At 63.0% G+C, this 24678-nt stretch carries 20 protein-coding genes; 8 read left to right on the plus strand and 12 right to left on the minus strand.

Features of this window, described 5'->3' with window-relative positions; genetic code table 11:
• Positions 1-1278, minus strand: coding sequence for a 5-aminolevulinate synthase (gene hemA / locus AC0L26_RS21830; protein ID WP_473634442.1), 1278 nt, complete (start codon positions 1276-1278; stop codon positions 1-3).
• A gap of 282 nt (positions 1279-1560) precedes the next feature.
• Here hemA and galE point away from each other — a divergent pair, with 282 nt between their 5' ends.
• A complete protein-coding gene (galE, locus tag AC0L26_RS21835; protein WP_354488918.1) occupies positions 1561-2556 on the plus strand; it encodes a UDP-glucose 4-epimerase GalE in 996 nt (331 codons plus the stop codon).
• A 36-nt stretch (positions 2557-2592) separates the two neighbouring features.
• Positions 2593-3843, plus strand: coding sequence for a D-amino acid dehydrogenase (locus tag AC0L26_RS21840; RefSeq protein ID WP_473634443.1), 1251 nt, complete (start codon positions 2593-2595; stop codon positions 3841-3843).
• A 16-nt stretch (positions 3844-3859) separates the two neighbouring features.
• Here the strand turns inward: AC0L26_RS21840 and AC0L26_RS21845 are convergent, their stop codons facing one another.
• From AC0L26_RS21845 to AC0L26_RS21875, 7 genes are all read right to left on the minus strand, one after another.
• Complete coding sequence (locus tag AC0L26_RS21845) at positions 3860-5248, minus strand: FGGY-family carbohydrate kinase (protein ID WP_473634444.1); 1389 nt, start codon at positions 5246-5248, stop codon at positions 3860-3862.
• Positions 5245-5562 (minus strand): L-rhamnose mutarotase, encoded by a 318-nt coding sequence (rhaM, locus tag AC0L26_RS21850; protein ID WP_473634445.1) that lies wholly within the window; start codon positions 5560-5562, stop codon positions 5245-5247. Before rhaM ends, AC0L26_RS21845 begins: the two co-directional genes overlap by 4 nt.
• On the minus strand, positions 5562-6563 hold the full coding sequence (locus AC0L26_RS21855; protein ID WP_473634446.1) for an ABC transporter permease: 1002 nt from the start codon (positions 6561-6563) through the stop codon (positions 5562-5564). The genes rhaM and AC0L26_RS21855 overlap by 1 nt, the downstream gene beginning before the upstream one ends.
• The gene (locus AC0L26_RS21860; protein WP_473634447.1) at positions 6560-7537 is read right to left on the minus strand and encodes an ABC transporter permease; all 978 of its coding nucleotides are present in this window, start codon (positions 7535-7537) and stop codon (positions 6560-6562) included. The genes AC0L26_RS21855 and AC0L26_RS21860 overlap by 4 nt, the downstream gene beginning before the upstream one ends.
• Positions 7534-9075, minus strand: coding sequence for a sugar ABC transporter ATP-binding protein (locus tag AC0L26_RS21865; protein WP_473634448.1), 1542 nt, complete (start codon positions 9073-9075; stop codon positions 7534-7536). The genes AC0L26_RS21860 and AC0L26_RS21865 overlap by 4 nt, the downstream gene beginning before the upstream one ends.
• 84 nt (positions 9076-9159) lie before the next feature.
• Positions 9160-10155 (minus strand): rhamnose ABC transporter substrate-binding protein, encoded by a 996-nt coding sequence (rhaS, locus tag AC0L26_RS21870; RefSeq protein ID WP_473634449.1) that lies wholly within the window; start codon positions 10153-10155, stop codon positions 9160-9162.
• 46 nt (positions 10156-10201) lie between these two features.
• Positions 10202-11011: a DeoR/GlpR family DNA-binding transcription regulator gene (locus AC0L26_RS21875; RefSeq protein ID WP_473634450.1), complete on the minus strand. Its 810-nt coding sequence runs from the start codon at positions 11009-11011 to the stop codon at positions 10202-10204.
• A 193-nt stretch (positions 11012-11204) separates the two neighbouring features.
• Here AC0L26_RS21875 and AC0L26_RS21880 point away from each other — a divergent pair, with 193 nt between their 5' ends.
• The 3 genes from AC0L26_RS21880 (at position 11205) to ggt (ending at position 16693) form a co-directional block, all read left to right on the plus strand.
• On the plus strand, positions 11205-13307 hold the full coding sequence (locus AC0L26_RS21880; protein WP_473634451.1) for a bifunctional rhamnulose-1-phosphate aldolase/short-chain dehydrogenase: 2103 nt from the start codon (positions 11205-11207) through the stop codon (positions 13305-13307).
• Between the two features lie 90 nt (positions 13308-13397).
• A complete protein-coding gene (gene rhaI, locus AC0L26_RS21885) occupies positions 13398-14690 on the plus strand; it encodes an L-rhamnose catabolism isomerase (RefSeq protein WP_473634452.1) in 1293 nt (430 codons plus the stop codon).
• 272 nt (positions 14691-14962) lie between these two features.
• On the plus strand, positions 14963-16693 hold the full coding sequence (gene ggt, locus AC0L26_RS21890; protein ID WP_473634453.1) for a gamma-glutamyltransferase: 1731 nt from the start codon (positions 14963-14965) through the stop codon (positions 16691-16693).
• Between the two features lie 67 nt (positions 16694-16760).
• Here ggt and AC0L26_RS21895 read toward each other — a convergent pair whose 3' ends face one another.
• From AC0L26_RS21895 to AC0L26_RS21905, 3 genes are all read right to left on the minus strand, one after another.
• Positions 16761-17105 carry a hypothetical protein gene (locus AC0L26_RS21895; RefSeq protein WP_435528693.1) on the minus strand — a complete coding sequence of 115 codons (345 nt, stop codon included), beginning with the start codon at positions 17103-17105 and terminating at the stop codon, positions 16761-16763.
• Positions 17106-17315 carry a hypothetical protein gene (locus AC0L26_RS21900; protein ID WP_473634454.1) on the minus strand — a complete coding sequence of 70 codons (210 nt, stop codon included), beginning with the start codon at positions 17313-17315 and terminating at the stop codon, positions 17106-17108.
• A gap of 124 nt (positions 17316-17439) precedes the next feature.
• Entirely contained in the window at positions 17440-19584 is a 2145-nt protein-coding gene (locus AC0L26_RS21905) for a TonB-dependent siderophore receptor (RefSeq protein ID WP_473634455.1), read from the minus strand.
• Between the two features lie 232 nt (positions 19585-19816).
• Between AC0L26_RS21905 and AC0L26_RS21910 the strand changes: the two genes are divergently transcribed.
• From AC0L26_RS21910 to AC0L26_RS21920, 3 genes are read left to right on the plus strand one after another with little or no spacing between them, the layout of a single operon-like run.
• Entirely contained in the window at positions 19817-20692 is an 876-nt protein-coding gene (locus AC0L26_RS21910; RefSeq protein ID WP_473634527.1) for an ABC transporter substrate-binding protein, read from the plus strand.
• Positions 20685-22730 (plus strand): Fe(3+)-hydroxamate ABC transporter permease FhuB, encoded by a 2046-nt coding sequence (gene fhuB, locus AC0L26_RS21915; RefSeq protein WP_473634456.1) that lies wholly within the window; start codon positions 20685-20687, stop codon positions 22728-22730. Before AC0L26_RS21910 ends, fhuB begins: the two co-directional genes overlap by 8 nt.
• A gap of 20 nt (positions 22731-22750) precedes the next feature.
• A complete protein-coding gene (locus AC0L26_RS21920; RefSeq protein WP_473634457.1) occupies positions 22751-23632 on the plus strand; it encodes an alpha/beta hydrolase in 882 nt (293 codons plus the stop codon).
• A gap of 553 nt (positions 23633-24185) precedes the next feature.
• On the opposite strand, the gene AC0L26_RS21925 is transcribed toward AC0L26_RS21920, so the two are convergent.
• The gene (locus tag AC0L26_RS21925) at positions 24186-24626 is read right to left on the minus strand and encodes a hypothetical protein (RefSeq protein ID WP_473634458.1); all 441 of its coding nucleotides are present in this window, start codon (positions 24624-24626) and stop codon (positions 24186-24188) included.
• Between the last annotated feature and the right edge of the window lie 52 nt (positions 24627-24678).

Here is a 24678-nt window from a genome sequence, read left to right on the forward strand (position 1 = left end):
TCAGCCGCCGGACTTCGGCACCAGCAAGGGAATGACGCGGTCACTCTCGGTTACTGAAGGCCCGCCCGCCGAGCCGTAAGGAATGCCCAAAGCATCCCAGGTCTCGACCAGCGCGTCCTGAAGTTGCGCGATCAACTGATCCGAATGGAACGGCGTCGGGGTGATGCGCAGTCGCTCCGTGCCGCGCGGCACGGTTGGGTAGTTGATCGGCTGGATGTAGATGCCATGGACGCCGAGCAGGCGGTCGCTGGCCATCTTGCAGAGCTCGGGGTCGCCGACCAGCAGCGGCACGATATGGGTGGCGGACTCCATCACCGGCAAGCCGGCCGCACCAAGTATCTCCTTGGTCCGTGTCGCCTGGCGCTGCTGCGCGTCGCGCTCGGCCTGCGAGCGCTTCAGATGGCGGATCGACGTGGTCGCCGCGGCGGCGATGGCTGGCGGCAGCGCCGTGGTGAAGATGAAGCCGGGCGCATAGGAGCGCACGGCATCGATCACGGCACTTGTGCCTGTGATATAGCCGCCGAGCGTGCCGAACGCCTTGGCCAGCGTGCCTTCGATGATGTCGATGCGGTCGGCCAGCCCTTCGCGCTCGGTGATGCCGCCGCCGCGCGGTCCGTACATGCCGACGGCATGGACCTCGTCGATATAGGTCATGGCGTTGTAGCGCTCGGCAAGCTCGACGATCTGCTTGATCGGCGCGATGTCGCCATCCATCGAATACACGCTCTCGAAGACGATCAGCTTGGCGCGCTCACGGCCCGCCGCCTGCAGCAGGCTTTCGAGATGCGCAACGTCGTTGTGGCGAAAGATCTTCTTCTCGGCGCCCGAGCGGCGCACGCCCTCGATCATCGAGGCGTGGTTGAGTTCGTCCGAGACGATCAGGCAATTGGGCAGGAGCCGCGCAATGGTCGAGATCGAGGCTTCGTTGGAGACGAAACCGGAGGTGAAGACCAGTGCGGCTTCCTTGTCGTGCAGGTCGGCCAGTTCCAGTTCAAGCTCGACCAGCGGGTTGCTGGTGCCGGAGATGTTGCGGGTGCCGCCGGCGCCAGATCCCATCTTGCCGGCAGCGTTCTGCATTGCGGTGATGACATCTGGATGCTGGCCCATGCCGAGATAGTCGTTGGAGCACCAGACGGTGATTTCCTGGGCGCGGCCGTTGGCTCGCCAGATGGCACGAGGAAATTTTCCCACGATGCGCTCGAGGTCGGCGAAGATGCGGTAGCGACGCTCGGCATGGAGTTGGTCGATCGCATCTTCGAAGAACCGCTGGTAATTCATATCGGCTTTCCAATTTTTGCGAGGGATCATAATCATTGCCCTATTCGACGTCCACCTGGCCTTTTTGGTCAAAATGCCACGCCCAAGGCCTGTTCCTAACGAGCGCGGATCATGGCCTATTCCCTTGATGTGCATGAATTTTGTTTCAAGACTATGCCACGCGCCGATGAGACCGGTTACCGCAGATACTGATGGGCATGTACTAATGGCCTAGCAGCAGTCTTTCCAGTAAGGCGGGTGTTGATACAGTTCCCGACAAATCTTGAGCAGCGAGGACATGGGATGACGGTTTTGGTGACAGGCGGTGCCGGCTATATCGGTAGCCATATGGTCTGGGAGCTGCTCGACGCGGGCGAGAGCGTCGTCGTCCTCGACCGGCTTTCGACCGGTTTCGAATGGGCCGTGGCGCCCGAGGCAAAGCTCGTCGTCGGCGATGTCGCCGACAAGGAACTGGTCGGTTCGATCATCCGTGACAACAAGGTCGACGCGATCATCCATTTCGCCGGCTCCATCGTGGTTCCCGAATCGGTTGCCGACCCGCTCGGCTATTACGAGAACAATACTTGCAAGACGCGGACGCTGATCGAGACCGCGGTGCGCGAAGGCGTGCCCAATTTCATCTTTTCCTCGACCGCCGCGGTCTATGGCGGCGCCGGGCTGGAACCGGTGCGCGAGGATGCCCGCCTTGCACCGGAATCGCCCTACGGCCTGTCCAAGCTGATGAGCGAATGGATGCTGCGCGACGCCGCAATTGCCTACGGCTTGCGCTATACGGCGCTGCGCTATTTCAACGTTGCCGGCGCCGATCCGAAGGGTCGCACCGGCCAGTCGACGCCGGGCGCCACACATCTGATTAAGGTCGCCGCCGAGACGGCGCTCGGCAAGCGACCTTTCATGCAGGTGTTCGGCACCGACTATCCGACACCTGACGGCACCTGCATGCGCGACTATATCCATGTCAGCGATCTGGCGGCAGCGCATCGGCTGGCGCTCGAGCGGCTGCGCGCCGGCGGGACCAGCCTTGTCGCCAATTGCGGCTACAGCCACGGCTATTCGGTGCTCGAGGTGATCGACAGCGTTCGCCGCGTCTTTGGCCATGATTTCGAGGTGCGGATGGGCGAGCGTCGTCCGGGCGACGCCGCGGCGGTGGTTGCCAATTCGGAGCTGGCGCGCCGCGAACTCGGCTGGACCCCGCAGCGCGACGATCTCGACCAGATTGTCGCCGACGCGCTCGCCTGGGAGCGCATCCTGACCGGCAAGAATTCGGCGCGGAGCTGAGAGCGTTTCGGCCGTATTCGGTCCTTTGGGGGCGGCATGAAGATATTGGTCCTTGGCGCTGGCGTGGTCGGCACGGCCGCTGCCTATTACCTGGCCAGCGACGGCCACGACGTGACCGTCATCGAGCGCCATCCGGCAGCGGCGCGCGGCACCAGTCGATCGAATGCCGGGCTGGTGTCGCCAGGCGACGCCACCGCCTGGGCTTCGCCCGCCGCGCTGAAAACATTCCTGCGCGCGCTTTACAACCACGATCTCGGCATCAAGGTGCGGCTGCGCTTCGATCCTTATTTTTTCGCCTGGAGTCTGCGCTTCCTCAGGCAGTGCACGCAGGCACGGCTGCGCGCAAACAGCCAGGTCAAGCTCCGCCTGGCGCTTTATTCGCGCGACTGCATCAACGCCATCTCCGCCGACACCGGCATCCACTATGATGAGCGCAAGAAGGGCATCCTCTATTTCTTCCGCTCGCAGCAGAGTTTTGATAGCGGCACCGACAATTACCGCTATCTCGCCGAACACGGCCTGCCGATCGAGATCGTCGGCCGCGACCGGCTGGTCGAGCTCGAGCCCGGCCTTGCCGAGGCCAAGGACAAAATAGCCGGCGGCGTCTATTCGCCGATCGACCAGACCGGCGACTCCAGCCAATTCACCCAAAACCTCGCTGCCTATGCGGCCGAGAAACTCGGCGTCCAATTCCTCTACGGCACATCAGTCGAAGGCCTCGACATCGAAGGCGATCGGGTGCGCGCGGTGATGACCTCGGCCGGCCCGGTCGCCGGCGACGCCGTGGTCATCTCGATGGGGCCGGAAAGCGGCCGGCTTGGTCGCCGCTACGGGATCGACCTACCGGTCTATCCGGTCAAGGGCTACACCGCGACGATCCCGCTGGACGACGAGAGCAGAGGGCCGACCATGGGCGGCGCCGACGAGGATCAGCTCATCGCCTATTCCAGGCTCGGCAACCGGCTGAGGCTTGCTTCGACCGCCGAGTTCACCGGCTTCGACCGCAGCCACCGGCCAAGTGATTTCGCGGCCATGTTCAGGACCGGCAAGGAACTTTTCCCGGGCGCCTTCGACGAGAAGAAGGCCGAACTTTGGGCCGGTCTGCGGCCAATGATGCCGAACTCGGTGCCGGTTATCGGCCGGGCCCGCTACAGCAATCTCTATCTCGACACCGGTCATGGCCATGTCGGCTGGACCATGGCCTGCGGCTCGGGAAAATTTCTCGCCGATCTGGTCGCCGGCCGCAAGCCGGAGATCGATCCGCAAGGGCTGGTCTACAAGGGCTAATGAGCGCGGCGCCCTGTCAGCATCGTGTCTGCTTTCGGCCCTGCGCCTCGACCGCAGCACGCCACGAGCGTGCATAGTTCGCCCAGGCTGGATCGGCCGGCGGTTCGATCCATTCGCCCGTGCCTTGGACCATTCTTTGGTCCGCCGCCAGCAAGGCTGCGCCGATGCTGGTTCCGGTCGCGGCCTCGGACGCGATGACGGGGCGCACTGTCGCCGCTGCCAGCATGCTGACAAAAAGCCGGTTGCGGGCGAACGGACCTTCGACGATAGCAGGACCATCGGCGCCGATCAGATCGAGGCAGGTCGCGGTCATCAGCGCCAGGTAGAAAGAGACGGCGGCAAAGCGCTGGCCGTTGTTGATGCCGTCGGTGTTGACCCATGTAGCAACGTGGTGCGGGAACGGCCCCGAGCCCTGTTGCGTGGCCGGCAGCAGCAGAGCTGTCCTGGCGAACACCGCCTCGACATCCTCGTCGGTCCAGCCTTCCGATTGGCCTTCCGTCAGCAGCGAAAACTCGCGCCCGCCCATGAAGCGCGCCGAGGGCACGGGATCGCCGAGCGCATTGACGTTGACCAGCGTGTCGCGTGCCGGGTCGAGCGCGATCTTGGTGCCGCCGACCGCCATCGACACCACCCAGGTGCCGGTCGAGACGACGGAGAAGGGCGGTTTGTCGGACAGAAGATGCGGCAGCAGCGAGGCGTTGGAATCGTGCAGCCCGCAAAACACCAGCGTTTGCCGGTCGAGCCCGGTTCGCGTGGCAAGGGCGGGCAAGATCGGGCCAAGGCGATCCTTGGCCGGCCGCACCGGCGCCATCAGCCGGCGCCATTCCATCTTGTCGACCAGCGAGGAAAAATCGGCTCTCCACGGGTTCCACAGATCGGTGTGGCAGCCAAGCGAGGTCACCTCGTTGGCGGCGATGCCGGTGAGGCGAAAAGCCCAATATTGCGGATACATCAGCATCGCGGCGGCCTTGGCGAACTCAGCCGGAAACTTCCTCTGCTGCCAGAAGAACTGCGCGCCGAGATTGAGGCCGAGCGGCAAGCGCGGCGTGCCCGTCTCAGCGAAGGCCGGACGGATCGCGTCATAGTTTTCAGCGAGGGCGTCGGGCCCGGCGAATTCATAGTCCAGCACCGGCAGCGCCAGTTCGCCGGCAGCATCCACCAGCACGCCCGTCGCGCCGTGGGTGGTGATCGATATCGCGTCGATGCGCTGTTCGCGATTGATCCCGGCGAGGCTGTCGAGGACGAACGACCACAGAAGCTCGACATCGTGGTGCGGGTAGGGACCGTCGGCAACGGGCGCGTTCGCCATGCGGCGCAGCGCGACTTCGCGCATATCGGCGAGATCGACCAGCGCCACCTTGGCATTGGTCTTGCCGATGTCGATGACGGCGACGTGGCGGGTCATTCCATATGGAACATTGTTTCCAGCGGCACCGCCACCGGCTCGTTATTAGGCTTGGTCTCCATGATGTCGGCCATTTCGGCCCACCAGCGCTGCATCACCGGGTGTTTCGGCAATTCGTCCATGCCGTGGCCGTCGCGGCGCCACAGCACGCCGAACAAGGTGTCGGTCTCTTCGTCGAGATGGATCGAATAATCGGAAACGCCGGCCTGTTTGAGCAGCGCGACCAGCGACGGCCAGATGTCGTCGTGTCGCCTTTTGTATTCGGCCTTCATGCCCGGATTGAGCTTCATCCTGAATGCGTATTTCTCGGCCATCAGGTGAAGCGCTCCCGCCGCACTCTTCGCCAGACGATCGGCAGCGCGATGACGATGATCAGCAGCAGGCCGATGAAGATCGACATGACGATGCCGGGTACGTTGAGCAGCCCCAAGCCAAAAGTCACCAGCCCCATGATGAAGGCGGCGAGCACCACGCCCACTATGCTGCCGGCGCCGCCCAGGATGCTGACGCCGCCAAGCACCACCATGGTGATGACTTCCAGTTCGTAACCCTGCGCGATCGACGGCCGGGTCGAGCCGAGGCGCGAGGTGATCAGCACCGAGGCGATGCCCGCCATCAGTCCGGTCAGGCAGAACAGGATGAACTTGATGCGGCCGACGCGCACGCCGGAGAACTGCGCCGCAACTGGGTTGTTGCCAATGGCAAAGACACGGCGGCCGAAGCTGGTCCGGTGTAGTAGGAACCAATAGATGACGGCTGCCACGAGGAAGAGCGTCAGTTCGAACGACACCACCCACCAGACATAGCCCTGACCGAAGAAGGCGAAGCTCGAGGGATAGCCCTTATAGGCCTGGTCGCCGAGGACGATGAAGGCGATGCCGCGAAACAGGCTCATCGTGCCGATGGTGACGACGATCGACGGCAGGCCGAGCCTGGTGACGAGCAGCCCGTTGAAGGCGCCGCAGCCGAGCCCGACCAGGATGCCAATCGCCACCAGCACCGGCGTGCCGGCGCCGGCCTGCACCGCCATCCCCATCATCGTCGAAGCCAGAGCAATGATGGCGGCGACCGACAGGTCGATCTCGCCGGAAATAATCAGCAGCGCCATGGCGAGCGCGATCAGCGCCTTTTCGGTGAAGTTGAAGGTCAGGTCCGACAGCGACCACGCATCGAGAAAATAGGGCGAGGCGAAGCTGTTGACGGCGAAGATAGCGACCACCACCGCGACCAGCAGTGCCTCCCACGAGAAGATCGCCGCGTTGAATGGCTTGTCGAGCCGGTCGGGAATGTGGCGTGGAGCAGGGGTGTCGGTCATGCCGCTTCCGCCTTCTTCAGGATGATGCGGCCTTGCCGGCGTTCGCCGCGCGCGTTGAGCACCACTGCCAGGATGATGGCGCTGCCCGAAATTGCCATCTGCCAGAACGGCGAGATGTTGATGACCGGCAGCGCGTTGGAGATGATGCCGAGGAACAGCGCGCCGAGAACCGCGCCGCCGACCGAGCCGATGCCGCCGGCGATCGAGATACCGCCGATGACGCAGGCTGCGATGATGTTGAGCTCGTAGCCGTTGGCGACCTCGACCGAGGCGATGACGTAACGCGAGATCCAGAGATAGCCGCAGAGACCGCCGATCATCCCCGAAATGCAGAAGACGATGAATTTGGTGCGGCCGACATCGATGCCGGCATAGACCGATGCCGTCGGGTTGACGCCAATGGCGTAGATCGAGCGGCCGAGCGCGGTGCGCGTCATCAAGAGAAAGAACAGGGCAATGACCAGTATGGCGATCCACGACAGGACGGGAATGCCGAGGAAAGCCGCGCGCTGCAGGCCGATGAAATCAGGGCTCATCTGATCGGCATTGACCCAGGCGCCGCCTGAAATGACGAAGGTGGCGCCGCGATAGATGGTGAGGGTGCCGAGCGTCACCACGATCGAGGGTATGTTCAGCCGCCATACCAGCAGGCCATTAATCGCGCCAAGCACCAGACCGACCAGAAGTGCGATGACGATCAGCAGCGGGATCGGGATTGCCGGATGCGCGGCGTTCAGCATCGCCACCACCATGCCGGTGAAGCAGAGGTTGGACGCCATCGACAGGTCGATCGAGCGGGTCAGGATCACCACCATCTGCCCTAGCGCCAGGACCATCAGGATCGAGGTGTCGTTGAACACCTGGCGCAGATTGCCGGGGGCGGCAAAGCCCGGAAAGCGCATCGAGATCAATCCGATCAGCACGACGATGGCGGCGAGCAGCCAGACTTCGCGATACTTGAGAAAAGCCTTCATGCCGCGATCCCCGCTGCCGTCTTGACCAGCGTTTCCGCGTCGAGGCCCTTGTTGTCGTAGACCGAAGCAATGCGCCCCTCGCGCATGACGACGACGCGGTCGGACATGCCGAAGATTTCGGGCAGTTCGGACGACACCATGATCACCGACAGGCCTTGCGCGACGAGCTCGGCCATGAAGCCGTGCACGGCGGCTTTCGAGCCGATGTCGATGCCTTTGGTCGGCTCGTCGAGAATGATCACCTTGGGTGCGGTCGCCAGCCATTTGGCGATGACGATCTTCTGCTGGTTGCCACCCGACAGCGTGCCGACATCCTGGCTGAGCGAGGAGGCGCGCAAATCGAGCCGCTCGGTGTAGGAACGGGCCAGCGCGAACTCTTCCGCGAGCTGTAGCACGCCCGATTTGGATGTGCGCTTGAGCGAAGGCAGCGAAATATTCTGGAAGATCGGCAGGCCGATCACCACGCCTTGCTTGCCGCGTTCTTCCGGCACATAGACGATGCCGGCATCGATCGAATCCGCCGCAGATTTCGGCACGATTGTTTTGCCTTCCAGCATGATCGTGCCGCTGCTGGTGCGGGTGATGCCTGATATCGCCTGCATCACTTCGCTGCGGCCGGCGCCGACAAGGCCGTAGAAGCCGAGGATTTCGCCCTTGTGCAGCTCGAAGCCGATGTCGTCGAACTCGGTCGGATGCGACAGGCCGGAGACGGTGAGCACCGGCGCGCCGATCTCGGCCTTGCGCTGCGGAAAGATATGGTCGACGGCGCGACCAACCATCATGCGCACGATCTGGCTCTGGCCAGCGTCCTTGATCAGGCCTTCGCCAACCATCTCGCCGTCGCGGAACACCGTATAGCGGTCGGCGATCCGGTAGATCTCGTCGAACTTGTGGCTGATGAACAGGATCGCCTTGCCTTCGCTCTTCAGGAATTCGATCAGCAAGAACAGCTCTTCGATCTCCTTCAGCGAAAGCGCTGCGGTCGGCTCGTCCATGATGACGATCTGCGCATCGATCGACATGGCGCGGGCGACGGCGACGAGATGCTTGTTGGCGATGCCGAGGTCCTTCAGCCTCGCATCGGCGTCGATGTGCCCGGCACGCATCGTGTCCAGCACCTCGCGGGCGTTCTTGCGCATGGTGCGCCAGTCGATGGTGCCGAAGCGGGTGCGCGGCGCATGGCCGAGAAAGATGTTCTCGGCCACCGTCAGGTCGTCGAACAGCACGGTTTCCTGATGGATGGCGGTGATGCCGTGCCCGAAGGCGGCATGGGCGCTGGGCAGGGTGACGGCCTGGCCGTCGATACTGATGGTGCCCGCGTCGGGCTGGTAGATGCCGGTCATGATCTTGACCAGCGTCGACTTGCCGGCGCCGTTCTCGCCGATCAGCGCGGTTACCTGACCGGGATAGAGTGACAGGCTGACATCATGCAGCGCGCGCACGCCGGGAAAACTCTTCGAGATGCCGGACAGCGTCAGGCGCGGAGCCGGAGCCAAAGGCTGCTCGATCGTCGGGTTGAGTTGGGCTGTCGTGTCCATAGTCGTATCAAGCCCTGAAGCAAGGTTCGTTTGAAGGCGCGGCGGAACCTCTGTCCCGCCGCGCCAGCTTGAAAGGCTCCAGGATCAATAGATCTTGGAGAATTCTTCGATGTTCGACTTGTCGAACTTGAAGGGCGGAGCCATCGCAGCCGAATTGGTGTCGTCGAGCGTGACCTTGCCGACACGGCCGATCGACAGCGTAGCACCCGGCTTGGCTTCTTCCTTCTTCACCGCCAGGTCATGGGCGAGGTAGACGGCCGAATAGCCGAGGTCGATCGGATTCCACAGCGCAACCGCTTGGCTGGCGCCGTTGTCGATGAACTTCTTGAACTCCGACGGCAGCGCGAGGCCGGTGACGTTGACTTTGCCGATCAGGTTCTCGTCGGTCACCACCTGGGCGGCGGCCACGACGCCGACCGTGGTCGGTGCGATGATCGCCTTGAGGTTCGGATAGGATTTTAGCAGGCCCTTGGCCTCGTCGGTGCTCTTGGCCGAGTCGTCGTCGCCATAGACGGTGGCGACGAGGTTGATCTTGGGGAACTTCTCCGGCAGCACCTTCTTGGCCGCGTCGATCCAGGCGTTCTGGTTGGTCGCGGTCGACGAAGCCGACAGAATGGCGACGTCGCCGCCTTCCGGCAGATAGTCGGCGGCAAGCTTGATGATGGTCTCGCCGATCAGATTGGTGTCGGACGGGTTGAGGTGAAGCTGGCGACCTTCCGGCGCGACGCCCGAATCCCACGAGATGACGGTGATGCCGCGATCCATCGCCTTCTTCAGCGCCGGAACCAGTGCGTCGGCGTCATTGGCCGAAATGGCGATGGCGTTGACCTTCTGGGCGATCAGCGAATTGATCACTTCGATCTGCGCTTCGGCGGTCGCCTTGGTCGGGCCGGTGTAGATGATGTCGACGCCGCCGAGTTCCTTGGCCGCTTCTTCGGCGCCCTTGTTGGCGGCATCGAAGAAGCCGTTGCCGAGCGACTTCACAACCAGCGCGATTTTGACGTTCTCGGCATAGGCGGCATTCACGAACATGGCGGCCGACAACGCCGCCGTCACCATCAATTTCTTCAAAATGCTCATTCGAATATCCTCCCTTGAGCGTTGCATTCCATCGCCGCTGCGGGCCTCAGGCCTGCAGCGAAGATTCTTCCTTATTGCTTGCCGTTGTGCGGGCGACGATCAGCGTCACACCAGCGGTCTCCAGCATCTTGGCCTCGCGATCTTCGATGCCGTCGTCGGTGATGACAGTGGCGATGCGCGACAGGCCGCACAGGATCAGGCTCGAGCGTTTGCGGAATTTCGACGAATCGATCAGCACCACCAGCTCGTCGGCCTGATCGATCAGTTTCTGCTCGGCCTGGATCAGCAGCGGATCGCCTTCCATCAGACCCAACGGCCCGAGCCCTTGCGCGCCCATGAACATGCGGCGGGCATAGAAATTGCGCGTCACGTCATTGTCGAAGGGCGACAGGATGATGTTCTGCTCGCGGTAGATGGTGCCGCCCGACAGCATCACCGTGTTCTTGGAATGCTTGAGCAGGTGCTCGGCGATCGGGAACGAATTGGTAAAGATCGGCATGCGGCGGCCGGTCAGGAAATGCACCATCTGGAAGGTGGTGGTGCCGCCATTGATGATGATCGGCTCGCCGTCCTTGCAGAGTTCCACCGCTTCCCGCGCGATCGCCCGCTTCTGCGAAGCGTTGATCGTCTCGTTGACCGAAAAGGGCCGGCCGGCAAGGCCGATGAACTGCGGTGGGGTGATCGCCTCGGCGCCGCCACGCACGCGGCGCAGGCGCTTTTGCACATGCAATGCGGCGATGTCACGCCGGATCGTCGCCTCGGACGAGTCCGTCAGGTCGACCATCTCCTGCACCGTCACCACAGGCTTTTCCTGGACGGCAGACAGAATGATCCTGTGGCGCTCTTTTTCGTGCATGGTTCCTCCCTGCCTCAGCATCTAGGCACCCAAAACGCGCAGTGTCAATCATTTCCGATCAGATAAATTCATTGTGCAGCGCAATATGATTGATATTGATCGTTTGTGATTGACAACGCCCGCCGCTTGCGTAGAAGTTCGGACCAAAGGGACGGCGCCGTTTTTGCGCGTCTCGCGTCACGGGAGGATACCTATGCTAGACAAGCGCTCCGGCACGCGCCTCGCCAATCTTTGGGACGAGGCGACAGCCCAGGCAATGAGCGAGCCGGAACGTCTCGTCTATCGCTCGAATGTTCTCGGCTCCGACAAGCGCGTCACCAACTATGGCGGCGGCAACACCTCTTCCAAGATCTGGCAAAAGGATCCGCTCACTGGCGAGAGCGTGGAGGTGCTGTGGGTCAAGGGCTCGGGCGGCGACAGCGCCTCGATCAAGCTGGACGGTTTCGCCACGCTCTACATGGATAAGCTCAGGGCGCTGAAGGGCCTTTATCGCGGCCTCGAGCATGAGGACGAAATGGTCGGCTATTTGCCCCATTGTACGTTTAGTCTTAACCCACGCGCCGCCTCGATCGACACGCCGCTGCACGCTTTCGTGCCGAAGCCCCATGTCGATCACATGCATCCGGACGCCATCATCGCCATTGCTGCCGCCAAGGATTCGAAGGCGCTGACCAAAGAGATCTTCGGCGGCGCGATCGGCTGGCTGCCATGGAAGCGTCCGGGCTTCGAACTCGGCCTGTGGCTGGAAAAATTCTGCCTCGAGAACCCTGAGGCCAAGGGTGTTGTGCTGGCAAGTCATGGCCTGTTCACCTGGGGCGAAACGCCGAAGGAATGTTACGAGACGACGATCTCGGTGATCAACCAGGCGATCGAATGGTTCGAGCGTCGGTCCGAAGGTTTGCCGATCTTCGGCGGCGAGGTGGTCAAATCGCTCGATGCACCGGCGCGTCGCGCCGTGGCGGCGAAACTGATGCCGAGGATTCGCGGCCTGATCTCGGAGAAGAGCCACAAGCTCGGTCATTTCGACGATTCGCCCGCCGTGCTCGAATTCGTCAATTCGAAGGATTTGCGGCCGCTGGCGGCGCTCGGCACATCCTGCCCGGACCATTTCCTGCGCACCAAGATCCGACCGCTGGTGATCGAGTTCGATCCCAAAAATCCCGATGTCGATGCCGTCATCGCCCGTCTCGCCGACGACGTGGCGGAGTACCGCGTTGGCTATCAAGCCTATTATGACAGGTGCAAGCATGCGGATTCGCCACCCGTGCGTGATCCCAACGCCGTGGTCTATCTGATGCCCGGCGTCGGCATGTTCACCTTCGCTGGCGACAAGGCGACGGCGCGCATCTCAGGCGAATTCTATGTCAACGCCATCAATGTCATGCGCGGCGCCTCGACGGTGTCGACCTATGTCGGCCTGCCCGAGCAGGAAGCTTTCGACATCGAGTACTGGCTGCTCGAAGAGGCAAAGCTGCAGCGGCTGCCGAAGCCGAAGGCGCTTGCCGGCCAGATCGCGCTGGTCACCGGCGGCGCCGGCGGCATTGGCCGCGCTACCGCCAACCGGCTGCTGCGCGAAGGCGCCTGCGTCGTGCTGGCCGATATCGACGAGACCGCCCTCGCCAGCGCCAATGAGGAATTGGTCAAAGCCTATGGCAAGGATTTCGTGCGGCCTCTGATCATCAACGTCACGTCAGAGGATCAGGTGATCTCCGGCTTTGCCGAGACGGCGGTCGAGTTCGGCGGCATCGATATTCTGGTGTCGAATGCCGGCCTGGCAACCTCGGCGCCAATCGAGGAGACGACGCTGGCGCTGTGGAACAAGAATATGGACATCTTGTCGACCGGCTATTTCCTCGTTTCGCGGGAAGCGTTCCGGCTGTTCCGCGCGCAGAAGATCGGCGGCAACGTCGTCTTCGTCGCCTCCAAGAACGGGCTTGCAGCCTCCCCCAACGCCGCCGCCTATTGCACGGCCAAGGCGGCCGAAATCCATCTGGCGCGCTGCCTGGCGCTGGAGGGGGCGGAAGCCCAGATCAGGGTCAATGTCGTCAATCCTGACGCCGTGCTGCGCGGCTCGAAGATCTGGACCGGCGAGTGGAAGGAACAGCGTGCCGCGGCCTACAAGATGTCGACTGACGACCTCGAGGAGCATTACCGCTCGCGCTCGATGCTGAAGCGTTCGGTGTTCCCCGAAGACATCGCCGAGGCGATCTATTTCTTCGCGTCCGACATGTCGGCCAAGTCGACCGGCAACATCGTCAATGTCGACGCGGGCAACGCCCAGAGCTTTACGCGATGAGCCTTCCTTCTCCCCGTTCTACGGGGAGAAGGGTGCCCGAAGGGCGGATGAGGGGCGGCGCCAGCCGAACGAGTACCGGGAGGAATTGCATTGTCTGAATTGATTATTTCGGCTGACATCGTCGAAAAGAGCAATGCCGCGCGCAAGGTCGATCTCAAGCGCGATTACGCCTCGCTCGGCGAACGGCTCGACCGGCGCGGCATCACCATCGACGCCATCCGCGACAAGGTCGAAAAATTCGCGGTCGCCATCCCGTCCTGGGGTGTCGGCACCGGCGGCACCCGCTTTGCCCGTTTTCCCGGCGCCGGTGAGCCGCGCGACATTTTCGACAAGATCGAGGACTGCGCTGTCATCCGGCAACTGACTCAGGCGACGCCGACCGTTTCGCTGCATATTCCGTGGGACAAGGCCGATCCGAACCGGCTGAAACAGGCGGCCTCCCGCTTTGGCCTCGGCTTCGACGCCATGAACTCCAACACCTTCTCCGACGCCAGGGACCAAGAGCTTTCCTATAAATTCGGCTCGCTGTCGCATGCCGATGCCGCAACGCGCCGGCAGGCGGTCGAGCACAATCTCGAATGCATCGAGATCGGCAAGACGCTGGGCTCCAAGGCACTGACGGTGTGGATCGGCGACGGCTCGAACTTTCCCGGCCAGGTCAATTTCGCCAGGGCGTTCGAGCGCTATCTCGACGCGATGAAGGAGATCTACGCCGGCCTACCCGACGACTGGAGGCTGTTCACCGAGCACAAGATGTACGAGCCGGCCTTCTATTCGACGGTCGTGCAGGATTGGGGCACCAACTACATGATCGCCAAAGAGCTCGGCGACAAGGCGTTCTGCCTGGTCGACCTCGGCCATCATGCGCCCAACGTCAACATCGAGATGATCGTCTCGCGGCTGATCCAGTTCAAGAAACTCGGCGGCTTCCATTTCAACGATTCCAAATATGGCGACGACGATCTCGACGCCGGCTCCATCGACCCCTACCGGCTGTTCCTCGTCTTCAACGAGCTGGTCGATGCCGAGCTTTCCGGCGCCGACGGCTTCGATCCGGCCCACATGCTCGATCAGAGCCACAACGTCACCGATCCGATCGAAAGCCTGATGCTGTCGGCGGTCGAGGTGCAGCGCGCCTATGCGCAGGCGCTGCTGGTCGACCGCAAGGCGCTGGAAGGCTATCAGGACGCCAATGACGCGTTGATGGCGACACAGACGCTGAAAGCCGCCTATCGCACCGATGTCGAGCCGATCCTCGCCATGGCGCGGCTGAACACGGGCGGCGCCATTGATCCGGTCGCCGCCTACCGAGCCGCCGGCTATCGGGCCAAGGTCGCGGCGGAACGGCCAGCGGTTGCCGGCGGCAGCGGTGGAATTGTTTGATGTCAGGGTCGGTCTGAAAACGAAAAACCCGCCGGAGGCGGGTCGCTGGCGCAAATCAGTATCGTGCCGGAATTACTAGCATAACTGCCGGCACAAAGCAAGAACAAAATGGCTGGGGTGTGAAGAATAGGCTTACCACCAACGCCGCGGCGCTTTACGAAGCGGACCGGCAAAGCGCGCGAAGGCCTCCGGAATCTTTCTACCATTGTCAGTAGACTCAACCCCTCCGACAGGGTCTTCTAGGTACATCCAACGCCCCTCGGAGAACGGCCATGCACCGCCGCACCCTAATCGCAATTAGTCTTTCCCTCACCTTGACCTTTGCGCCGCTGGCCGCATTCGCCGCTTCGCCGCAGCCGGCGAAGGGTGAGCATGGCATGGTGGTGACCGCCCAGCATCTTGCGTCTGAAGTCGGTGTCGAGGTGCTGAAGAAGGGCGGCAACGCCGTCGATGCGGCGGTCGCCGTTGGCTACGCACTGGCTGTGGTCTACCCGAACGCCGGCAATATCGGCGGTGGCGGCTTCATGACCATCCGCTTCAAGGGCGGCCGCTCGACGTTCCTCGATTTCCGCGAGAGGGCGCCGCTCGCCGCGACGAAAACCATGTATCTCGACAAGGACGGCAAGCCGGTGAAAGGCGCCAGCCTGAACGGCTATCTCGCGGTCGGCGTGCCGGGCTCGGTGGCCGGCTTCGAGACGGCACGGGAGAAATACGGCACGCTGACGCGGCAGGACCTGATGGCGCCGGCAATCCGCTATGCCAAGGACGGCTTCGTGCTGGAGCAGGGCGACGTCGCCTCGCTCCAAGGCGGCGCCGAGCGGCTGGCCAAGGACCCGGCTGCGGCCGCCATCTTCCTGAAGCCGGACGGCAAGCCTTATGCCATCGGTGAGCGCCTTGTTCAGGCCGATCTCGCCGCCTCGCTCTCGGCCATTTCAGAGCGCGGTCGCGATGCCTTCTACAAGGGACCGATCGCCGACGGCATCGTCAAGGCGAGCGCGGAGAAGGGCGGCATTCTGGCCAAGGCGGATTTCGAGAACTATGCGGTTCGCGAGCTCGAGCCGGTGACCTGCAACTACCGTGGCTATGAGATCACCTCCTCGCCGCCGCCGAGCTCGGGCGGCGTCATTATCTGCGAAATCCTCAACGTGCTGGAAGGCTACCCGCTGTCCTATCTCGGTGCAGGTTCCGCCGAAACCGTCAAAGTCATGGTCGAGGCGATGCGCCATGCCTATGTCGACCGCAACTCGGCGCTTGGCGATCCCGATTTCGTTGACAATCCGGTCGAAAAGCTGCTCGACAAGAATTATGCGAAAGAAATCCGCGAGAAAATCGATCCGTTCCGGGCCGGCGTGTCGCAGGAATTGATGCCGAAGGGTTTTGGCGAGAGCCAGGAGACGACGCATTACTCGATCGTCGACAATGACGGCAATGCCGTCGCGGTGACCTACACGTTGAACGGCTCGTTCGGCGCCGGCGTCGTCGCCGACGGCACCGGCATCCTGCTCAACAACGAGATGGACGATTTCACCCAGAAACCAGGTGTGCCCAATCTCTATGGCCTCGTCCAGGGCGAGGCGAATGCGATCGCGCCGAGGAAGACGCCGCTGTCGTCGATGAGCCCGACCATCGTCGCCAGAGACGGCAAGCCGTTCATGGTCATCGGCAGCCCCGGCGGCTCGCGCATCATCACCATCACGCTAGAAGCGATCGTCAATGTCGTCGATCACGGCATGAACATCCAGGAGGCGATCGACGCGCCGCGCATCCACCATCAGTGGCTGCCCGACACGGTCTATGTCGAACCGTTCGGCCTGTCGCCCGATACCGAAAAGCTGCTTGCCGGCATGGGCTACCACCTCGATGTCACCGAGACGACGTGGGGCCAGGCGGCCGGCATTCTGGTCGGCGGCAAGAGCCTGGCCGAGATCGAGAAGGGCGGCGGCGCCCGCTACAATGGCGCCATCGACAGCCGCGCCGCATCCGGCGAGGCAATCGGATACTAGATTTCGTGCGCCCCGGGTCTGTTGAGATTCAGCTCAGGCCGGCATCACCTGAATATCGGCAGACCCGTCAGATGACCAGCGTTATGGTGGACGCAATCAGCATCACCGCCGCGATGCCGACAAACACGGCGTAGATACGGGGCCGGTCGAGCAGGAGCGCATTGCCGGATATCCACGCCGCGGTGGCGCCGCCAAGCGCGTAAAGGAAGCCGTTACGGTGCCCCAAGGCCAGGGATGCGGCCATCAAGCCGCCGATGATGAGGGCGCCGAACACGATGATCACGGCGACCGCGTATTTCTCGAAATCGTTGCTGGCCACAGCCGGGCCCATCGCGTTCAACGTCGACAGGTCGTCCGGGTCGAAGGGGTTGGCCGACCCATATTCGTCTTGACCGACTGGCTCGCGCATCATTCATTCTCCTTGAAGCGGCAACAAATCATCAAGCCTCGCCGAGCGCAACTGGATCGCGCTGCGTGGAATGCGATCGGCATCGTCTTCAACACTTTCTGGCGGCGGCTTGCCACCAGTTTTCGGATTTATATCGGGTCGTTCTGCTGTTCCAGAAGGAACTGTCCAGCTGGAATCACCAGCCGGAGACGTTTCAGCATGCAATGCGTTCATGGAGGAAACATGATGCTGGCGCATCGGACCAAAGTGAGGCCGGTTTGCGAAAATCCGATGTTCAGAAAAAAGCTCGAGCGGCGGTACGAAATCGATTCGTCCGCCGCTCTGGAGCTGGATGCCTTCAGAACTTCATGCTGAGGCTGCCCTTGATGACGCGGCCTTCGCCGTAGATGCAGCCGGACCCAGGATAGCAGGTCGAATAATAGGTCTTGTCGAACAGGTTGGAGACATTGAGCGCGGCCTGCCAGCCATTCTTCTTGTAGCGGAGTGCTGCGTCGACCAGCGTATAGCCGGGCACGTTCACGGTGTTCGCATTGTCGCCGAAGCTTGCGCCGATGTAGCGCACGCCGGCGCCGACGCTTAAGCCTTCCAGCATGCCGTGACCGACCTCGTAATTGGCCCATAGCGAGGCCTGGTGCTCCGGTACCAGCGATGGGCGATTGCCGATTACCAAGGGATCATCCCTGATAATCTCAGCGTCGAGATAGGTATAGGTAGCGGTCATGCTCAGGCCGGATGCTAGGTCGGCGTTGGCTTCGATCTCCAGGCCACGATGGCGTACCTCACCAGTCTGTATCTGGAAGGGGCCGCCGGCATAGGTGACGATGTTGGTCTTGCGCAGGTCGAACAGCGAAGCGGTGATGAATCCGGGAAAAAAGGTCGGCTCGTATTTCACGCCAACCTCATACTGCTTTCCCGACGAAGGCTGGAATGCGGCCCCGGACTGACTCTGGCCGATATTGGTGGTGAAGGATTCGGCGTAGCTGGCGTAAGGTGTCAGGCCATTGTCGAAGAGATAGCCGATACCGACATTGCCGGTGAAAGCGTGGTCCTTCTGCTTATAGCTGCCCGCGCTGTCGAGCCGGTCCGAATTGGTGTTGTCGATCCAGGACTGGCGACCGCCGAGCGTCAGCAGCCAGTGGTCGGCGATCTTGGATTGATTCTGTGCGTAGAGGCCGATCTGGCCGATCGTCTGGGTGCGATCGACCCAGATGGGGGGAATGGCGATCGGCTGGGAATAGTCGGGGTCCAGGATGTCCAAATCCGGACCAGCCCCGTAATGGTTTTGCCCGTCGACCGAGAAGCGATTGTAGTCGAGGCCGACGAGCAGCTTGTTCTGCACCGCGCCGAAAGTCTGGTCGTACTCGGCTTGGTTGTCGACACTGAAGATGGTCGCGGTCTCGTCCACGGTGAAGGCAGTGCGCGCCATCGTGCGATCGTCGACCATGCCGTTGTAGTACAACTGCCGGTAGTCGGTGTCCTGCCTAGAGTAGCGCAAATTCTGCCGCACCGTCCAATTCTCATCGAATTCATGGCTGAACTGGTAGCCGATAGAACCATGGTTGGCGTCGAAACGGTCGAAATCCGGTGAGCCGGTGAAAAAACTCCGCGGCAGCTTGCCATACTCCGCCGGATATTGTTCGCCGGCCACCGGAAGAAAGGCGTTCGGCGCCAGCCTGTCCCACTGGTAGTTGGCCAGCATGGTGAGCGAGGTCTGCGCGTCCGGCTGCCATTTGAGCGACGGCGCGACGAAGATGCGGTCGTTGCGGGCATAGTCGGTCTCGATCTCGCCATTGCGAACCAGCCCGGTCAGGCGGTAGGACCACACGCCGGCGTCGTCGATCGGGCCGCCGACATCGAGACCGGCCTCGACCGTGTTGAAGCTGCCATAGCTGAGGAAGCCGTCATAGATCGGCGTATCCGTCGGCCGCTTGCTGATGGCATTGACCATGCCGCCGGCCTCGTTCTCGCCATAGAGTACCGAGGACGGCCCCTTCAGCACTTCAACGCGCTCCAGCCCGTAGGGCTCGATCTTGAAGCCCGAGAAGTCGATCGCCTTCTGCGGCAGCCCGTCGCGGTAGATCACGTATGTGCAGATGTCGAAACCGCGGATCAGGCACTGGTCGAAGCGGTTGTCGACGCCCCAAGGCGAGGCGGTGACGCCGGCCAGATAGGACAGGGTATCCTCTAATTGCGCCGGCTGTCGGTCGTCGAGCTGCTTGCGGGTGACGACCGATACCGACTGCGGAATTTCACTCAGCGGCGTGTCGGTCTTCGAGCCGGTGGTGGTGTTCTTGGCGATGTAGCCGTCATCCGGGCCGATCGGGCTGTCGGTCTGTCCCTCGATATTGATCGGGTTGAGCTCGACCGTATCTTCCTGCGCGAAGGCCTGGGTGCAGAGCAGGGTCGAGAGGCATGTCGCAGCGATCAGGGTGCCTTGGCTTGGAATGCCGTTTCGCCGACCTTTCGCACGATATGCGCTCAACCTCATCTCGATCACCCTCACTGTCTGCGGAGCGCGCGCATCCGATCCGGACGGCGCGTAAATGTTGACTGTTTAACTCATCTTCAATGTTGACTATTAAAGTCATGTTTCATAGTCAACCTGCTATCGACTGCCGGAAGCCAAATTCCGGAAATGCCCGCACCGCGATTGAAGAGAGACCAGGACCGTGCCTGAGCGTCACATCCAGACGGCCATCCGGCCTCGCAACCGAATGACCCGGCGCGCCGCGCTCGGACTTTTCGCGCTGCCCTTCGCTGGCATGGCGCCTTCGACGGCCGAAGCGAAGCCGCTGCGCATCGTTTCGCTGGATGACGGGCTGACCGAGACCTTGCTGATGCTCGGTGTCAGGCCGATCGCCATCGCCGATCGCGAGGCCTGGGAGACCTGGGTGGTCGAACCGGAGCTGCCGCCGGAGATCGCCGATGTCGGCACGCTGCTGGAGCCCAATCTCGAATTCCTGCAGCAGCTTGCCCCCGACATCATCCTGGCAATTCCGTATCTCGACGGCATCAAGCCGCTGCTCGAACGCGTCGCGCCGGTGACGACGATCGGGCTCTATACCGAAGCGGGACAGCCCTATCAGCGCGCCGTCGAGGCAACCCGCCAACTGGCCAGGCTTGTCGGCAAGGAAAGCGAAGGCGAGGCGCTGATCGCGGCGACGGATGCGTATTTTTCAGAGGTTCGCCAGGAGCTGGCGCCGCTTTCGGCGCGGCCGATCTATGTCGTCAGCTTCATGGATCCGCGCAATGTGCGCGTCTATGGCAGGAAAAGCCTGTTTCAGGAGGTGTTCGATCGCATCGGACTGCGCAACGCCTGGACGGGCGAGACCAACTATTGGGGGTTTTCGACCGTCGGCATCGACGGTCTGGCGACCGCGAGCGACGCGCGCCTTGCCTATCTCGAACCCTTGCCTGAGGGTGCCGGCGGCACGCTAACCGAAAGCCCGGTCTGGAATGCCATGCCCTTCGTGCGCAACCGCTCGATCATGCGTCTTCCCGCAGTCCTGATGTTCGGCGCGCTGCCGTCAGCCAACCGTTTTGCCCGCGTCCTGGCCAAGGCGATGACCGGGGAAGCTGCTCGTGGCTGAGGACGCAGCGGCCTTGCCGGAGGGTGGTAAGCTGGCCGGCCAGACATGGCCGCGCCGCATGTTCGGCAATCAGCCGGTGGTCGCGATCCTGCTCTGTGCGGTGCTATCGGTGGCAGCGGTGGCGGCAACTGTCTCCAATCTCACTGTGCAGCTGCCTTCGGCACTTTGGCTGCAATCGCTCACTTCTCCTGACCTCGACGACATGCAGCAGGTTCTCGTCCACTATGCCTTCCTGCCCAGGCTTTCGGTCAGCCTTTTGTGCGGTGCCGCCCTTGGGCTTGCCGGAGCCGTTCTGCAGCAGGTTCTACGCAACCCGCTGGCCTCGCCGGAAACGGTCGGCGTCTCGGCAGGCGCCTATCTGGCGCTGGCCTTGGCGACGCTTCTGTCACCCTCCCTGCTTGCCTTCGGCCGCGAATGGGTGGCGCTTGCCGGCGCTTTCGTCGCGATTGCAGCCGTCTTTGCCTTGTCCTGGCACAAGGGCCTGTCGCCGCTTTCCGTGGTGCTTGCGGGGCTTGTCGTCAGCCTCTATGCCGGTGCGATCGGGGCAGCCCTCATCGTGCTGCGGCACGAATGGCTGGCCAGCCTGTTCATCTGGGGCGCCGGTTCGCTCGGCCAGCAGGATTGGACGACGACGCTTTGGCTGTTGCCGCGCATCGGTGCCGCGGCTTTGGCGATCGGCCTGATGGTGCGGCCGCTGACCCTGTTTGGCCTCGACGATGAAGGCGCGCGCAGCCTCGGCCTTCCGCTTGGCGTGTATCGCTTCGCCGGGCTGGCTGCGTCCGTCGCGCTCACTGCCTTCGTCGTCGCCGCCGTCGGTGTGGTCGGCTTCGTCGGCCTGGCGGCCGCGTCCCTTGCCCGCATCGGCGGCGCGCGCCGGCTGAGCCAGCGGCTGGTGATGGCGCCGCTCATCGGTGCAGCACTTTTGTGGGCCGCCGACCAGGCGGTGCAGATGGCGACCGGGCCGCAAGGCGACCTGCTGCCGACCGGCGCGATCACAGCCCTTCTCGGCGCGCCGCTGCTGCTGTGGCTGCTGCCGCGCCTTGCCCTTGGCCTGGAGGTTCCGGCGCTCACCGCGGAGCACCTGCCCAGAATAGGCCGGCCCGGCCTCGTGCTGACGGCGATCGGCCTGTCCCTGCTTCTGCTGCTCGGGCTGGCCTTGTTCTATGGCCCGGGGCCAGACGGCTGGACGTTCGCCTTCGGCGATCAGCTGCAGCCCTTGCTGTCATGGCGGTGGCCCCGTGTGTCCGCCGCGTTTGCCGCCGGCGCAATGCTGGCGCTTGCCGGGCTGATGATGCAGCGGCTGACCGGCAATCCGATGGCGAGCCCCGAGGTGCTCGGCATCAGCGCCGGTGCGGCGCTCGGCATGATGGTTGCGCTGTTTTCGCTCTCCGATGCGGGCCGCTCGGCCCAGACCGCGGCGGCAACCGTCGGCGCCTTCGCCGCTCTGCTGGTGACCCTGGCGGTCGGCCGGCGCGCCGCCTATACGCCGGAGCGCCTGCTGCTGGCCGGCGTGGCTTTGACGGCACTGTTCGACGCGCTGATCCTGGTGCTGACCGCCACAGGCGACCCGCGCGCCGTGAAACTCCTCAACTGGCTCACCGGCTCGACCTATGGCGTCGATGCGGGTGCCGCGCTTCTGACCGGCACCATCGCCTTTTGCCTGTTGCTGCTCGCCCCGCTTTTAATGCGCTGGCTGGATATGCTGCCGCTCGGGTCCTCCACCGTCCAGTCGCTTGGCGTCGATGTGCCAAAAACCCGGCTTCTTGTGCTGCTGATGGTCGCCGCGCTCACGGCCTCGTCGACGCTGATCGTCGGGCCGCTGACCTTCATCGGCCTGATGGCGCCGCATCTCGCCCGTCGCCTTGGGCTGGCCCGTGCGCTGCCGCAAGCCGCCGGCGCGGTGCTGGTTGGCGCTTTGATCATGGTCGCCGCCGACTGGATCGGCCGCACCGTCATCTTCCCGCGCCAGGTTCCGGCCGGGCTCGTCGCCACGCTGATCGGCGGCCCGGTGTTGATGTGGCTGCTGCGCCGCCGCTGATTCCGATGCAAGAGGCACCGATGTCCGAACGACCGATTTCGATACCCGCTTTGATCGCCGACACCACAGTCCACGATCTTGTTCCCACGCGCGGCGGCGATCCCTATCGGATATTCCTGCATGTGCCGGCAAAGCCAGAGCCACAGGCCGGCTGGCCGGTGCTCTACATGACCGACGGCAACGCCGTGATCGGCACCGCCGTCGACGCCATGCGCGCCCAGGCTGGTTACCCGCTCGGCACCAATGTCGAGCACGGCGTGATCGTCACCATCGGCTATCCCGTGGCAGGCGCCTACGATCCGCTCAGGCGCTCATGGGATCTCGGTCCGCCGCCGGGCAAGACCTACCCGCCATTCCATGATGGCGGCCGGGAGGTCAGGACCGGCGGGGCGGAAGAATTCCTCGCCTTCATCGAGGACGAATTGAAGCCGTGGGTGGCGAGCCGCGCCAGGATCGACAGCGGCCGGCAGGCGCTTTACGGCCACTCCTTTGGCGGGCTGTTCGCGCTCTATGCCCTGTTCACTCGCCCTCTCGCCTTCCAGACCTGGATCGCGGCCAGCCCAGCCATCTACTGGGAGGATCGCCTCATCGACCGCTTTCTCCAGGCGTTCGAAACCGCCGTGCCGGATGACTTGAGGGCGCAGGCGCTCCTGTCGGCCGGCGAATACGAGACGGAAAAGCTGGCGCCTTTCCAGATCGGCGCTGCGGACGAGGCGCAACGCCTGGAGCACAAGAAGCTGACGCGCACCGACGAATTCGCGCGCCAGATGGCGGAGCGCCTCGGCGCGATCCCCGGCCTGAGCGCCAGTTTCGAACTGCATGCCGGCGAAAACCACATGTCCATCCTGCCGGTCACGGTCAACCGTGCCGTTCAGGCGGCGTTCGCGGTGCATCATCCCTAAACACAAGGTGCTCGGGCGCGAGCGCGGCGCCGAGGGCGCCTCTGCCGGTCGCGGATCCAGATGTGTGCCCGATATGAGGTCAGCTTGGTGTTGACCATAGGACCTAGCGAAGCTTCGCCTTCGCAAGGGCCGTGTCTGACGATGTCGGTGGGGAAGATTGGCCGGCGCCACCTTGGGGGGCGTTGGGGTAGATTGCCTGATGGGCGCCGGCCAGGCGGAAATCAGGTCCGCCGCAAGGAAACATAGCAGGAATGGCGAGGTATGGCAGTGGTGTGATCGCGGAAGATGGTTCGCGCTTCCCGAATGCGGTGACCCATTATGGGTCAACATGTCTGGCACCTGAATTGCACCGTAGGCAATGCCGGGCAACACCCCGGCAATCGTCCCCGAATATGGGGCCTCGCCGCTTCGCAAATGGAGCGGCGGGCCTTTTTGGTTGGCGCGCGGCGCATGGATGATTGAAACTTTCAGCTGGATTTAGCCATCGCCACGCCGAGGCGAGCGCGGCGCCGGCTGAACCCAAAGTCAGGTTTTCGCAGCACGGCTGGATTTCTTATGCGGAGCGAGCCGGCGGCAGTTCGAACAGGTTGGCGCCGTTGTCCTGGCCTCGTTCGACATAGCCGATTATTCGAAACCATTTTGCGACGTCCGGTCTCCGAAGCCAGCTGCGCGAGTGAATGGGGAGGTTGCCGGCAAGCGCCTGGATATGGCGAATGTGCCGCTTGCAGAAGCGAACGGTCACGGCACTGAAGAAATCCTCCTGCGCGGCAAATAGCGTATCAGCGGCGTCGCTATGCTCGTGCCACGCGATGATCGCCACGGTGTCTTCGCCCTTGACAAGCGCGTGAGCACGGCCTTCCTTCAGGTTCATCATCAGATTGTCGTACGCGATCTTGCTGTCCTTGCCGGCCGCGGCGTACTCGTCCGAGATCCGCTTGGACAGATCGCTGAAAACAGCTTCCAGATCTCCAACCGTTGCTGCGCGTGCTCTCATTTCTCCTCCTCGAGCCCCAGCAGGCAGTTTGCCCTAAGGAAGGGGGAACACC

The organism is Mesorhizobium sp. WSM4823 (assembly GCF_055811195.1).

Bases quoted from the DNA above. Each gene is read 5' to 3' on its own strand.
- AC0L26_RS21920 (WP_473634457.1), top strand. From the start codon at position 22,751: ATGTCCGAACGACCGATTTCGATACCCGCTTTGATCGCCGACACCACA.
- AC0L26_RS21840 (WP_473634443.1), top strand. From the start codon at position 2,593: ATGAAGATATTGGTCCTTGGCGCTGGCGTGGTCGGCACGGCCGCTGCC.
- AC0L26_RS21865 (WP_473634448.1), bottom strand. From the start codon at position 9,075: ATGGACACGACAGCCCAACTCAACCCGACGATCGAGCAGCCTTTGGCT.
- AC0L26_RS21925 (WP_473634458.1), bottom strand. From the start codon at position 24,626: ATGAGAGCACGCGCAGCAACGGTTGGAGATCTGGAAGCTGTTTTCAGC.
- AC0L26_RS21855 (WP_473634446.1), bottom strand. From the start codon at position 6,563: ATGACCGACACCCCTGCTCCACGCCACATTCCCGACCGGCTCGACAAG.
- AC0L26_RS21845 (WP_473634444.1), bottom strand. From the start codon at position 5,248: ATGACCCGCCACGTCGCCGTCATCGACATCGGCAAGACCAATGCCAAG.
- galE (WP_354488918.1), top strand. From the start codon at position 1,561: ATGACGGTTTTGGTGACAGGCGGTGCCGGCTATATCGGTAGCCATATG.
- AC0L26_RS21875 (WP_473634450.1), bottom strand. From the start codon at position 11,011: ATGCACGAAAAAGAGCGCCACAGGATCATTCTGTCTGCCGTCCAGGAA.
- AC0L26_RS21895 (WP_435528693.1), bottom strand. From the start codon at position 17,105: ATGATGCGCGAGCCAGTCGGTCAAGACGAATATGGGTCGGCCAACCCC.
- rhaS (WP_473634449.1), bottom strand. From the start codon at position 10,155: ATGAGCATTTTGAAGAAATTGATGGTGACGGCGGCGTTGTCGGCCGCC.
- AC0L26_RS21900 (WP_473634454.1), bottom strand. From the start codon at position 17,315: ATGAACGCATTGCATGCTGAAACGTCTCCGGCTGGTGATTCCAGCTGG.
- AC0L26_RS21880 (WP_473634451.1), top strand. From the start codon at position 11,205: ATGCTAGACAAGCGCTCCGGCACGCGCCTCGCCAATCTTTGGGACGAG.
- AC0L26_RS21860 (WP_473634447.1), bottom strand. From the start codon at position 7,537: ATGAAGGCTTTTCTCAAGTATCGCGAAGTCTGGCTGCTCGCCGCCATC.
- rhaM (WP_473634445.1), bottom strand. From the start codon at position 5,562: ATGGCCGAGAAATACGCATTCAGGATGAAGCTCAATCCGGGCATGAAG.
- hemA (WP_473634442.1), bottom strand. From the start codon at position 1,278: ATGAATTACCAGCGGTTCTTCGAAGATGCGATCGACCAACTCCATGCC.
- ggt (WP_473634453.1), top strand. From the start codon at position 14,963: ATGCACCGCCGCACCCTAATCGCAATTAGTCTTTCCCTCACCTTGACC.
- AC0L26_RS21910 (WP_473634527.1), top strand. From the start codon at position 19,817: ATGACCCGGCGCGCCGCGCTCGGACTTTTCGCGCTGCCCTTCGCTGGC.